Annotated in this window: 10 protein-coding genes; all 10 read left to right on the plus strand. The window is 41.7% G+C overall.

Annotation, left to right across the window (positions count from 1 at the left end; all coding sequences use genetic code 11):
- Nucleotides 1-93: 93 nt before the first annotated feature.
- The 10 genes from NXG61_RS04755 to NXG61_RS04800 all read left to right on the plus strand — a co-directional run bounded on the left by NXG61_RS04755 (nucleotide 94) and on the right by NXG61_RS04800 (nucleotide 12,819).
- Nucleotides 94-2,046 (plus strand): methyl-accepting chemotaxis protein, encoded by a 1,953-nt coding sequence (locus NXG61_RS04755; RefSeq protein ID WP_196605219.1) that lies wholly within the window; start codon nucleotides 94-96, stop codon nucleotides 2,044-2,046.
- A 213-nt stretch (nucleotides 2,047-2,259) separates the two neighbouring features.
- Nucleotides 2,260-2,661, plus strand: coding sequence for a D-ribose pyranase (rbsD, locus tag NXG61_RS04760; protein ID WP_196605218.1), 402 nt, complete (start codon nucleotides 2,260-2,262; stop codon nucleotides 2,659-2,661).
- A 284-nt stretch (nucleotides 2,662-2,945) separates the two neighbouring features.
- Entirely contained in the window at nucleotides 2,946-4,004 is a 1,059-nt protein-coding gene (locus NXG61_RS04765; RefSeq protein ID WP_307225261.1) for a LacI family DNA-binding transcriptional regulator, read from the plus strand.
- 189 nt (nucleotides 4,005-4,193) lie between these two features.
- Nucleotides 4,194-5,594 (plus strand): L-fucose/L-arabinose isomerase family protein, encoded by a 1,401-nt coding sequence (locus tag NXG61_RS04770; RefSeq protein ID WP_196605216.1) that lies wholly within the window; start codon nucleotides 4,194-4,196, stop codon nucleotides 5,592-5,594.
- A 2-nt stretch (nucleotides 5,595-5,596) separates the two neighbouring features.
- Entirely contained in the window at nucleotides 5,597-6,415 is an 819-nt protein-coding gene (locus NXG61_RS04775; protein ID WP_307225262.1) for a transketolase, read from the plus strand.
- Nucleotides 6,408-7,340 carry a transketolase family protein gene (locus NXG61_RS04780; RefSeq protein WP_307225263.1) on the plus strand — a complete coding sequence of 311 codons (933 nt, stop codon included), beginning with the start codon at nucleotides 6,408-6,410 and terminating at the stop codon, nucleotides 7,338-7,340. The genes NXG61_RS04775 and NXG61_RS04780 overlap by 8 nt, the downstream gene beginning before the upstream one ends.
- A gap of 107 nt (nucleotides 7,341-7,447) precedes the next feature.
- Complete coding sequence (gene glpK / locus NXG61_RS04785) at nucleotides 7,448-8,944, plus strand: glycerol kinase GlpK (RefSeq protein ID WP_307225264.1); 1,497 nt, start codon at nucleotides 7,448-7,450, stop codon at nucleotides 8,942-8,944.
- A 351-nt stretch (nucleotides 8,945-9,295) separates the two neighbouring features.
- The gene (locus tag NXG61_RS04790; RefSeq protein ID WP_307225265.1) at nucleotides 9,296-10,663 is read left to right on the plus strand and encodes an MFS transporter; all 1,368 of its coding nucleotides are present in this window, start codon (nucleotides 9,296-9,298) and stop codon (nucleotides 10,661-10,663) included.
- A gap of 403 nt (nucleotides 10,664-11,066) precedes the next feature.
- Nucleotides 11,067-12,083: a D-ribose ABC transporter substrate-binding protein gene (locus NXG61_RS04795; protein WP_307225266.1), complete on the plus strand. Its 1,017-nt coding sequence runs from the start codon at nucleotides 11,067-11,069 to the stop codon at nucleotides 12,081-12,083.
- 88 nt (nucleotides 12,084-12,171) lie between these two features.
- Nucleotides 12,172-12,819 (plus strand): DUF2291 family protein, encoded by a 648-nt coding sequence (locus NXG61_RS04800; RefSeq protein ID WP_231038633.1) that lies wholly within the window; start codon nucleotides 12,172-12,174, stop codon nucleotides 12,817-12,819.
- Nucleotides 12,820-12,822 lie beyond the last annotated feature (3 nt).

A 12,822-nucleotide genomic window follows, 5' to 3' on the forward strand; every position in this document is an offset into this window, starting at 1 on the left:
ATTTCTAAATATTATAGATATGACTTGCATTTCCGAAAGTATATGATAATATGGAAATACAATACAATATATATTATACAGGGAGGTAGTTTGATGTCCTTGAGAAAAAAAGTTATGGGAATTATGCTGGTGATAAGTTTCATTCCGCTGCTTATTGTGGTGACAGTGGTAATGCGCTATCTAAACAGCACGTTAGAAAAGGAAACGATTTCTCAATGTAGTGATGTGACAGGACAGATACAGATACAAATGGAGGATTATCTGGATAAGACATTTATCGCATTGAAAACAGCAGCTTCAAATCCGGCGGTTAAGTCTTATGATTTGGTACATACAAAGGATTTTTTGACAGAGGCATCCAAGGTGAATCCAAATTCATTTTCGCTTGATGATATGAAAGGAAATCAGGTGGTTCGAGGTGACGATATCTCTCTTACAAATATTTGGGATAGACCTTTTTATCAAGAGGCATTAAAAGGGAAAGAGGAATCGATATCAGGAGTTGTCTTCAGCAAAAATTCGCAAAGGCTTGTTGTTAATCTCATGACGCCGATTCGGGATATTAATAATAATGTTGTAGGTGTAATGCAGGGATCACTGCCGTTGACCAAGATGAGTGAGTTTGTGACAACACTTTCTCAAGATGGGCGGGTAGCGTACATTGTTGACCAAAACGGAAAACTGATAGCACATCCGGATGAAGAGCTTGCTAAAAAGCAGGAGGACAGAAGCGGGCTGCCTTTTATTAAAAATGCGCTGGAAAAGAAGACGAGCGGAGTAGATATAGTTGATGGGGAGTCTGGCAGGCAAATTGTCAGTTACATATATGATCAGCGTACAGGGTGGGTGATATGCCTGGAAACTCCTTATTCGTATATAACGCAGAAAACGCATACCCTTCTTTTTACAATGATTGGTTTTATCTGTTTTATATTATTAGTGGTTGCAGGAATTTCTTATTATATTGCGCGTAAATTTACACAGCCTGTTCTTGAAATGCAGGAACTGGCAGAAAAAATAGCAGATGGCAGACTTGATCAGAAATTAAATGCTGATGCTAAAGATGAAATAGGACGACTGGCTGAAGCTTTCAACAAGATGATAGACAGCCTGAGGAAACTGGTAAATCATGTTCGTACAAATTCAGATCAGCTTATAAGTTCATCGGATCAATTTTCAACAGGAGCATCACAGACGGCTCTTGCAGCAGATCAGGTAGCTAATTCTATAGCTGGTGTTGCACAAAATAGTGAACATAGCTATAAGCTATTAAATGATTCTGCTGATGTAGTTAAAAGCATGTCTGAACATATTGAAGAGGTGTTCAAAAAAACAGCCGATGTTACTGATTATTCCCGGAAAACAGTTGATACAGCCAAGGCGGGCGGTGACTCCGTACAAAATGTGATAATAAAAATGCGGGATATTGAAAAAACTGTCAATGCTTCAGCTGATTCCGTCGCTAATCTGGGGGCAAGATCAAAGGAGATAGGACAGATCGTCGATACTATTTCGGGAATAGCAGGCCAAACTAATCTCTTGGCGCTGAATGCGGCCATTGAAGCGGCAAGAGCCGGTGAACAGGGTAAGGGATTTGCCGTTGTTGCTGATGAAGTTCGTAAACTTGCCGAACAATCACAGGAAGCAGCCACTAAAATAGCTGGGATGATCAGCGAGATACAGAATGAAACACAAAAAGCTGTGAGCGATATGCAGGTCGGTACTGATGAAGTGAAAAATGGTATGGGTGCCATAAAGGAAGCGGGTACGAATTTCGATGCCATTATGAAGATGGTTACCGATCTTTCCAATGAGGTGGCAAATGTTTCTTCGGTTATAAAGGAACTGGCTGACGACGGACAGAATGTTGCGGCGTCAATGGCAGAAATAGATACTCTGATGAAAAAATCTACTGATGAAACGCAAACGGTTTCTGCGGCTACACAGGAACAAGCAGCTTCAATGGAAGAAATAAATTCTTCAAGTGAAAAACTGAATAAAATGGCACAGGAACTGCAAGATGCCGTAAGGCAGTTTAAGCTGTAAAAAATATTATCTGGCTGCAGAAAAACTCGGCTGCAGTGATCATTTCTGAAAACAGGGAGCGGTTGTCATATGACAACCGCTCCCTGTTTTTAAGATGAAATTTATTTGTGCCTATATGTATTTAAAACATAATTTTATAATATTTAATTAAAAATCTTGAATTATTTAATTAAATATTATAAAATATAATAAATAATAAATGAGGTGAATTTTATGAAAAAACAAGGAATTATTAATGCACAGCTGGCTGGGTATATTGCCGGACTGGGGCATAAAGATGTATTCATGGTTGTTGACGGCGGCATGCCTATACCCAGAGGTGTACCGATTGTTGATTTGGCATTATGCGGTGGTGTCCCTACATTTAAACAAGTTATGGATGCGGTTTTGGCAGAAACTGAGATTGAATTTTATACACTGGCAAAGGATATAGAGGAAAAAAATATGCCTTTGCTCCGTTATATACAGGACAAACTGCAAAATGTGGAATATGAATTAATAGAACACACAGAGCTTAAGAAAAGGTCGGCAGATGTAAAATTTGTCATCCGCACAGGGGAATTTACGCCATATCCCAATATTATTATGCGGGCGGGAGTTGCCTTTAAGGTTTGACGGGCTGTGAATGGGCATTTCTTCCGGTATGAAACGAATCGGCAGACAGTGCAATCCGGCTGTCTGTAAAAGCCGTGCCCTATGGGCCGGGTTCGGGGAAAAGGGAAAAATACAGAGGGAGAGCTGGCCCGGGGGAATAGTGACCTCAAGTTATTTTTTAATAATTTGGGGTTTTTGTATTGCCTTTTGTTCTGAAAGTGATGTTTATATAACTTTTAAATTTACGATATATGTTATACAATATAGAACAAGATTCAAAATAATTGCCAAGGGGAGGAGAACCGGTGGCAGATATTACGATAAAAGATATAGCAGATAAATTGGGCGTATCACCGGCAACAGTTTCATTGGCGCTTAACGATCGTCCCGGCGTGAATGCACAGACAAGAAAAAGAGTGCTGGATATTGTGAAAAAGCTTAACTATACGGGGACTGGTTTTTCACGGACACGCAAGGGCCAAAAGAACAATGACATTTTAAATTTTCTGGTGTACAAGAGATCAGGCAAGGTAATAGCCGATACGCAGTTTTTTACGACACTTATTGAATCTGTGGAAAGAGCGGCACGGGCATGCGATTATACGATAACTCTGACCTACTGCGAGAATGAAACACAATTTTTGGAAAATATAGGTAATGTTTTGGCAACGAGTGCGGCGGGCCTGATTGTTTTGGGCACGGAGATGCAGGAAAAGGATGTAAGATTGTTTGAAGGGCTTGATATACCGATAGTGATACTTGATAATGAGCTGCTCGGAATGTCGGTTGATACAGTTATGATCCATAATATGAAGGGCATTTGTGAGGCTGTAAATTATCTTTATTCTGAGGGGCATACAACTATAGGATATTTGAAAAGCTCATTTTCTATACGCAACTTTGAATATAGATTTTTAAGTTATAAATATGCACTGGATCATTTGGGACTGGAATATAGCAGTCAATATACTTTTTCTCTGGACCCGTCAATGGATGGGGCCTTTGAGGATATGAATACCCTTTTGGCCAAGGCGCCGCAGCTGCCGACAGCCTTTATGGCAGATAATGACCTTATTGCTGTCGGAGCATTGAAAGCGCTGCGGCAAAACGGTGTTCGTATTCCCGAAGACGTGTCCGTTATCGGCTTCGATGATATTCCTATGTGCACATTCATAGAGCCGGAGCTGGCTTCGATTTCGGTGCCCATAGAGCAATTGGGGACTATTGCTGTCCGACGGCTGATGGAAAAGATTAATAACAGCGGTGCTGACAGCAGCTTTTTGAGAATTGCAGTGGAAACATCGTTTATTGCCCGCGGCAGCGCTGGCAGCAACGCGGCAGGAGCAATAAGCACCGTAAAATGAAGAGATTTTAAGTACAATGTTTTGCAGCGGAGGCCAGAACAATATTGAGCAGCGTATGAAAAGAGGGTGGATTTTTAAATCCATCCTCTTTTTGTGTCTTATTTTCTCTAAAATATTTAATTAAAATTATTGACATTTAAATAGATAATGATATAATTTTAATTAAATAATTTAAGAGAGGGAATAGATATGGAGAAGATTAGATTAGGATTAGCACCTACACGCCGTTCGATTTTCAGTGCACCTGACGCATTAAAATATAGAAGGCTCACTAAAGCGCGTCTGGAAGAATTGGAAATAGATTTTGTTGATATCGATGATATAAATGATGAAGGATTGCTTTACAACGATGATGATAGGAAAAAAATAAGTGAAAAATTCAGAAAAAATAAAATAGATGGATTGTTTATTCCACATTGTAATTTTGGAACTGAATATGAATGTGCCAGACTGGCAAAGGATTTGAATGTGCCGGTTTTACTTTGGGGACCGCTTGATGAACGTCCGGATGAGAATGGTGTCCGGCTGCGCGATAGCCAGTGCGGACTTTTTGCCACGGGTAAAGTTCTGCGCCGATTCAAAGTACCTTTCACATATCTGACCAACTGCCGATTGGATGATCCTGTTTTTGAACGGGGCGTAAAAGATTTTCTTGCTGTTTGCAATGTTGTAAAAACATTTAATAATACACGTATTTTGCAAATTGGACCGCGTCCGTTTGATTTCTGGTCAACAATGTGCAATGAAGGAGAACTGCTTGAAAAGTTCAATATCCAGCTGTCACCGATCCCGCTGCCCGAACTGACTCAGGAAGTGAACAAAGTGAAAGCGGAAAAAAGCGGTCTTGACGAAACAGTAAGATATCTTCATGAAAATATGGATGTAAAAATCAAAGAAGATGAAGTGGAAACCGTTGCAGCTCTGGCTGTAGCGATGAAGAATCTGGTAAGAAAATATGGCTGCAACGCTGCCGCGATACAGTGCTGGAATGCATTGCAGGGAGAATTGGGAATAATGCCTTGCGCGGCTAACTCTCTGTTAAATGAAGAAGGCATTCCCGTGGTCTGTGAAACCGATATACATGGTGCCGTTACGGCTCTGATGGCAGAAGCGGCCGGTATGGGCCAGACAAGATCGTTTTTTGCCGACTGGACTATTCGCCATCCGGATATTGAAAACGGAGAACTTCTGCAGCATTGCGGTCCGTGGCCAATTTCCATAGCCAAGGAAAAGGCACAGCTCACCTATCCGCTGGCTTTTGACCATCCTGGCAGCATCACAGCGGAAGCTAAACATGGTGAGGTAACATTATGCAGATTTGACGGCGACAACGGGGAATATTCTCTGCTTATGGGAAATGCCAAGGGCGTTGACGGACCCAAGGGAATGGGAACCTATCTGTGGGTAGAAGTGGAAAATATAAAAAGATTGGAGGCTAAAATTGTTGAGGGACCTTATATCCACCATTGTGTAGGCATACATAAAAATATAGTCCCTGTACTTTACGAAGCATGTAAGTATATAAATATCAAACCTGATTTCTACGATCCGATTGAAGAGGACACTAAAGCATATTTACGAGGAGAATGAGCATGAATTTAAAAATAAAAGCTACTGAATTGAGAGCAGATATTTTAACATTGATTCACCATGCAAGAACCGGTCATACCGGCGGTGATATGAGTGTTATCGATATACTGACGGTACTTTATTATAAACATATGGATGTAAGACCCGAGAACATAAAAGATCCGGAACATGACAGATTTGTCCTGAGTAAAGGCCATTCGGCCGAAGCTTTGTATTGTGTGCTGGCTGATTTGAAATTTTTCCCTAAAGCAGATTTAGATAATTATTCATGCTATGGTTCAAAATATATCGGGCACCCCAATAATAAGGTAAACGGGGTGGAAATGAATACCGGTTCGCTGGGACATGGCTTGGCAGTCGCCACAGGTATGGCCTTGGCAGGACGAATGGATAAAAGAGACTATAGAGTTTATGCAGTCATGGGTGACGGTGAAATGGCAGAAGGCTCAGTGTGGGAGGCCATTATGGCAGCGGGACATTATAAGCTTGATAATCTGACGGCTTTTGTCGATCGCAACCGGCTGCAGATTTCAGGGTCGACAGAAACGGTAATGTCTCAGGATTCACAGGAAAAGCGCTGGGAAGCTTTTGGCTGGAATGTATTGTCAATAGCCGGCAATGATATAGATGCCATTGATGCGGCTGTGACTTTGGCGAAACACACTAAAGGCAAACCAACTGTAATAATTGCCAATACAACAAAAGGCTGCGGAATTTCATACATGGAAAACAAACCTGTATGGCATCATCGTGTACCGACAGAAGAAGAATTTGCCCAGGGCATCAAAGAATTGGAACAAAGGAGAGCTCAATATGAATAAGATCGCCAATAAGCAGGTCATATGCAACAAACTTTTGGAAGCATCACAAAACGACAGGGACATTGTTGTACTTTGCAGTGATTCAAGAGGTTCAGCCTCGCTGACCAAATTTGCTGATGAACGGCCGGAACAATTCATTGAAATCGGTATAGCTGAACAAAACTTAGTTTCAGTCAGTGCGGGACTTGCATCCTGTAAGAAAAAAGTGTTTGCCGTTTCTCCTGCCAGCTTCCTGAGCACACGCAGTATGGAGCAGATAAAGGTGGATGTCGCTTATTCCAATACCAATGTGACACTTGTGGGCATAAGCGGCGGTATAAGCTATGGTGCACTTGGTATGACACATCATTCGGCCAATGATATAGCCACGATAGCTTCAATTCCTAATATGCGGGTTTATTTGCCGAGCGATCGATTTCAGACGGAAAAGCTGATAGAAGCAGTACTGAAAGATGAAAAGCCAAGCTATATACGTGTTGGCCGCAATGCGGTAGAGGATGTTTATGAAGAAGGCAATGTGCCGTTTACACTGGGAAAATCCGTTTTGGTCAAAGACGGTTCAGATGTAACATTGATAGCTTGCGGCGAAATGGTTAAACCGGCTAAGGATGCAGCTGAATTATTGGCTGCGGAAGGTATATCCGCACGCGTGCTGGACATGTATTGTGTCAAGCCGATTGATGAAGAGGCTGTCATAAAAGCTGCGAAAGAAACGAAAGGGATAATAACGATAGAGGAACATACTCTGTATGGAGGGTTGAATTCTCTGGTAAGTCAGATCGCGGCAGCCAAATGCCCTATCAAAATTATTGGTATGGGTCTTCCGGACACACCGGTAATTACAGGCAAATCTCAGGAAGTTTTTGATACATACGGACTTAATGCAGCAGGAATTGCTGAAAATGCCAGAAGCTTGATGAAATAAAATCTATTATGCGTTGAGCTGTCAGCTGGACAGACAATAGCAGATTGATGGAAAACTGGCCGACAGCACTGACTAAGAAGAAAGTCTGACAGGTAGGGGAGAATGAGATGCCGGAACAGGGATATATATTGGGTCTTGATCAAAGCACTCAGGGGACAAAGGCGCTGCTGTATGATGCGGCAGGAAAAATTATAGCCCGCAGCGATTTGCCGCACAGGCAGATAATTGATGAGCGCGGCTGGGTGGAGCATGATCCGCAGGAAATACTGGAAAATGTATATAAAGTGACAGCTGATGTCGTGAAAAAAGCGTCAATCAATAAAGCCGAGATAGCTGCGATAGGGATCAGCAACCAACGCGAAACTGCCATGGCCTGGAATAGAAAAACGGGAAAACCTGTTTATCCGGCTATTGTTTGGCAGTGCGCCCGCGGAGAAGCGATTTGTGAGCGGTTGAGAAAATTGGGATGGGCTGAAAAAATAAAAAAATCAACAGGGCTCTTTTTATCACCGTATTTTTCTGCGGCTAAATTGGCATGGATAATGGAAAATGTCGAAGAGGCCAGAACCGCGGCAGAAAAAGGTGAGCTCTGCTGTGGAACGATGGACAGCTGGCTGGTCTATTCCCTGACGGGCGGACAAAGCTTTAAAACTGACTATTCTAATGCTTCACGGACACAGTTGTTCAATATTGTCGAATTAAGCTGGGACAAAGCTGTATGTGATGCCTTTGGCGTGAAGGCCGATACTCTGCCGCAGGTTGTTGATTCTGATGCTTTTTATGGCAAGACGGATCTTGACGGGTATTTGCCGGAAGGGATACCTATCCATGCTGTTATGGGAGATTCCCATGCGGCTCTTTTGGGGCAGGGCTGCCTGATGCCGGGGGGAGTAAAAGCTACTTACGGCACAGGCTCATCAGTAATGATAAATACCGGCAGAAAAAGGATAGACAGTAAAAAAGGACTGGTTACATCTCTGGCTTGGTCGCTTGGCGGCGAGGTGAATTATGTGTTGGAGGGAAATGTCAATTACACAGGAGCCGTGATAAGCTGGCTTAAAAATGATCTCGGATTGATTCAGTCAGCTGCTGAAACTCAAAATATGGCAAAAACGGCCAATCCAACCGATACGACATACCTCGTACCTGCATTTACAGGTCTGGGAGCACCATACTGGCAAAATGAGGCAAAAGGGCTCATCACAGGAATGACACGTATGACAGGCAAAAATGAGCTTGTAAAAGCGGCACTGGAAAGTATTGCCTATCAAATCGCGGATGTCCTCAGGCTGATGGAAGAAGAATCAGGCATAAAGATAACTTCCTTGCGTGTGGATGGCGGTCCTACCGGCAACGAATATCTGATGCAGTTTCAAAGTGACATTCAGGGCTGCGAGGTATTGGTATCCGATGTAGAAGAACTTTCCGCATCGGGAGCTGCCTATCTGGCGGGCATAGCAGCAGGATTTTATGATAAAAACAAGATTGCGTCAACAGGGAATCATAAAGTTTACAAGACTCTGATGAATGATAATAAACGCGAAATCCTGTATTCAGGCTGGAGAGAGGCAATAGAGCGGACGATTCAGCATATAGACGTGTAAGCTCATATATAACAATGTTTCGTACGGCTGTCTCATAGATGAAGTTTCTAAGCAGAATGTGAGAAACTAACTATACCTAAACGCTATGGGATTGCCGCGCCAAATATTGCATGAAATTATGAATGACAGGCAATGATGATGAATTTTATTTTTGAGCAGAAAATTGAGAAAATTATATGTTGAAATAATATTTCTGTTAAGCTGCTAATTACAGCAAAAAAGATAATAAAGAAAATTATATATCAAGCCTGAATTTTATTCATGACAGCAATTATATATGTGAAAACAATGGCAATATATGGCTGCAAAGTTGAATCGCTTAGTTGCAATAGATGAAAGGGAGATATTTTGATGAATTCAGAAAAAATTAGTGTACGTGAAAAAATTTGTTATGGCTTGGGTGATTCATCGGCAAATATTTTCTTTGGCATGACGATGATGTTTCTGCCTTACTTTTATACTGATGTTGTTGGTATATCAGCAAGCGCAATGGGAGTTCTGTTTCTTGTGGCAAGATTTTTCGATGCGTTTTCAGATCCTATCATAGGCCATTTGGCGGATAATACTAATACGAAATATGGGCATTATCGGCCGTTCTTGTTGTATATGGCTGTACCGTATGGTTTATCATGCTTTTTAGTATTTTTGGCTCCTGATTTTTCTCCGTCTGGCAAACTTATTTATGCGTATCTTACATATTTGTTCCTGATCATGATGTATGCATCCACAGTTGTTCCTTATGTGGGACTGCTGTCAGTTATTACCGGTAATCCCGAAGAACGTTTGTCAATAAACGCGTACAGGTTTCCTCTGGCGAAATCAGCATTTTTATTATGTTCCGTTGTAGTTCCGGCTTTTGTTGCCACTTATGATAAAGCACATGAAGCAGAAGGTTATATGACGGCAATGATCATTATTGCGATCATCGCGGCAGGCTGTACATTGACATGTTTTTTCGGTACGAAAGAACGTGTTCATATTGAAGTAGATACAAAAAATAAAAAAAGCTCGCTGCTTTCGGAAATAAAAATTATTTTCAAGACAAAAACATTACGGTCTTTTTATATCTTTTTTGCACTTACGCAAATGGCGTTTACATTTAAAGGAAGCTCTGCCATCTATTATGCCAAATACTATTTACAGCAAAATGACGCATTTCTGACAGGCGTTCTCGCAGCATTTTCCATAGCGGGTATTGTGGCACCTATGGTGGCTATGCTGCTTATAAACAGAGGCTATTTTACAAAGCTGCGCATGCTGGAGGTTGCTACTTTAGGAGCCGGCATCACAGCGGTGCCGATTATGTTCATACCGGCAGAATATTATTTTGCATCAGCGGCATTTCTGGTTATTTCAACTTTTTTTGGTGAACTGGGCATTATCGTTTACTGGGCACTTCCCTGTGATTGTGCGGAATTGTGTGAAGTTAAATATAACAAAAAAATGATTGGTGTTTTAGGCGCATTGGCATTATTTTCACAAAAGTTCGCAATGGGCATAGTCGGTATTTTGATAGGCGGTATTCTTTCCTATGTAGGCTATGTTGCCGGCGGTGCTGTCAACGGAAAAATAGCCGCTGGTATATTGAGCATTGTGGCAGGTCTTCCTGCGATATGCCATTTTGTAAGTTATTATTACCTTAAAAAATATGATCTTGATGAAGAAAAAGTATCAAAACTTCATGAAGAAATGAATGCAATAAAAACAGCAAATGCATGATTTTTGCAAAAAGTGAATAAAAACGTACTATAAGTCAAGCCATATGGTTTGGATAAAATCCGGAGTAATCTGAGTCGCACTATTTCTTCATGGAATAGTACGACTCTTACCGGTGGAAATAGTATAAATAGGCAGCAGCTGCTGCTTAAGTGTCAGGGAAAGTTGAAATTATTGTAATTAATTAATATGGTTTTGACATGACATACGAAATTATACTTGTGCAAATCTTTTTCAATAAACATCAGAATTAACAAAAAATTATAATTAAACAGATATATTTTTATTTTACGAACTATATATAAGCAGTAATGCATGGTCCTCAGGTGCACATAGTAAAACGGATTTCACAGGAGCAGTTCCTGATGAATCATAGTATTTAAAAATTTTTAGGAGGATGGGTAACATGAAAAGATTCAAAAAAATAGTGGCAATGGTTTTGTTTGTCGGGATGATGGGAATCTTATTTGCCGGGTGCGGGGACGACAGCAGTAAGACCAGTGGTTCAGCCGCTTCTTCAGGACAGGGGAAGGAAGCAAAAGTATTGACGGGAGGCGGTTCAAAGATAATTTATGTTATTACACCGTCGCATTCCAACCCATTTTTTAAGACAGAAGCAGATGGCGCTGCCGCTAAGGCAAAAACACTTGGCTATGAAGTGAAAATGGTGTCGCATGATGATGACGCAACAAAGCAGGCAGAATTGTTTGAAAATGCTATTTCAGATAAAGCTGCCGCCATTATCTGTGATAATGCAGGTGCCGATGCTACTGTGGCAGCTGTGCAAAAAGCGCGCGATGCAAATATTCCGACCTTTCTGATCGATCGCGAAATTAACGGAAACGGTATAGCTGTTTCTCAGATTGTTGCAAACAACTACCAGGGGGCGAAGGCGATAGCAGAGGTTTTCGTGGAAAAGATGGGTGAAACGGGCAAATATGCGGAACTTTTGGGGAAAGAGTCAGATACAAATGCCGGTGTTCGTTCCAGTGCTTTTCATGAAGTAATAGATCAGTATGCCGATATGAAAATGGTCGCTCAGCAGACGGCAAATTGGGAACAGACAGAAGCTTATCAGAAAGCGGAAACTATCTTGCAGTCAAATCCGGATATCAAGGGAATCATTTGTGGCAATGACACCATGGCTATAGGGGCAGTTGCGGCCATTAAGAATGCAGGGCTGAAGGATGTGGCAGTGATCGGTGTAGATGGATCCGATGAAGCGGCCGCAGCTATCAGGGAAGGTACGATGACCGGCACTGCACTGCAGCAGGCTGCTTTGATTGCTGAAATGGCTGTTGAACAGGCAGACAAATATCTGAAAGAAGGTAAAACCGGGCTGGAAGAAAAACAGTTGGTGGATTGTATAGCAATTACGTCAAAAAATGTAGATAAGCTGAAAACATTTGTTTATAAAGAGTAAGAGTTTTTTATTTGTTTGTGCAGAAGGCGGAATTTTACGGCTTCTGCACAAACAATGTTAAATATTACTGGCGGAAGGCGGAATGAGTATGGCTATGAAAAGGCGTGCATGCATAATAATGATGGCATGTCTGATAATGACGATGCTGCTGACAGGCTGTGTCAAAGTGGTGCAAATCGGACATGAGGCAGAGATCACGGGCAATGCAGTTTTTAATGCTTCTGAAAATGTGGCCGGTATTTGGGAATCTCAGGCTATCCCACAGCTGGAGAAAAAAGCAGTTGATCTGCCACAGTTTTTGGCTGAAGCCAATGGAAATTTGAAATCCTTGGCAGGAAAGTATGGTCGGTATTCGATGGGTGATAAAGGTGAATTGAGCTATGTGGTCAAAGGTCAGGGCCGGATCACAGAGGTCAATCAGGTAAAAAAAGCGGGAACTATGACTCTGCAACTGGATGGCTACACAGGGCCGATCAAAATTTATTTACAGATCGGCAGTGTTTATAAAGGATCGGCTGTGCGTGACAGTTTGGATTTTATCAAATATGAAGATTATAAGAATCAAGTAGATTGGGCGAAGGTGTCACAGAGTATTCATGATATTGTAAACAAGGATGTAGTGGGCAAGCAGGATCTGAAGACAATTCAGGGAAAGACAGTCAAATTTGTCGGCTGTTTCAGCGCAGATAAGCCAGATGAAATTTTGATCACACCGGTTGAACTAAGTGTACAGTAGGAG

This window comes from Pectinatus haikarae (genome assembly GCF_050916305.1).
In the GTDB taxonomy this organism is placed as follows: Bacteria; Bacillota; Negativicutes; order Selenomonadales; family Selenomonadaceae; genus Pectinatus; species Pectinatus haikarae.

Bases quoted from the DNA above. Each gene is read 5' to 3' on its own strand.
- NXG61_RS04770 (WP_196605216.1), top strand. From the start codon at position 4,194: ATGGAGAAGATTAGATTAGGATTAGCACCTACACGCCGTTCGATTTTC.
- NXG61_RS04755 (WP_196605219.1), top strand. From the start codon at position 94: ATGTCCTTGAGAAAAAAAGTTATGGGAATTATGCTGGTGATAAGTTTC.
- NXG61_RS04795 (WP_307225266.1), top strand. From the start codon at position 11,067: ATGAAAAGATTCAAAAAAATAGTGGCAATGGTTTTGTTTGTCGGGATG.
- rbsD (WP_196605218.1), top strand. From the start codon at position 2,260: ATGAAAAAACAAGGAATTATTAATGCACAGCTGGCTGGGTATATTGCC.
- NXG61_RS04800 (WP_231038633.1), top strand. From the start codon at position 12,172: ATGGCTATGAAAAGGCGTGCATGCATAATAATGATGGCATGTCTGATA.
- glpK (WP_307225264.1), top strand. From the start codon at position 7,448: ATGCCGGAACAGGGATATATATTGGGTCTTGATCAAAGCACTCAGGGG.
- NXG61_RS04775 (WP_307225262.1), top strand. From the start codon at position 5,597: ATGAATTTAAAAATAAAAGCTACTGAATTGAGAGCAGATATTTTAACA.
- NXG61_RS04780 (WP_307225263.1), top strand. From the start codon at position 6,408: ATGAATAAGATCGCCAATAAGCAGGTCATATGCAACAAACTTTTGGAA.
- NXG61_RS04790 (WP_307225265.1), top strand. From the start codon at position 9,296: ATGAATTCAGAAAAAATTAGTGTACGTGAAAAAATTTGTTATGGCTTG.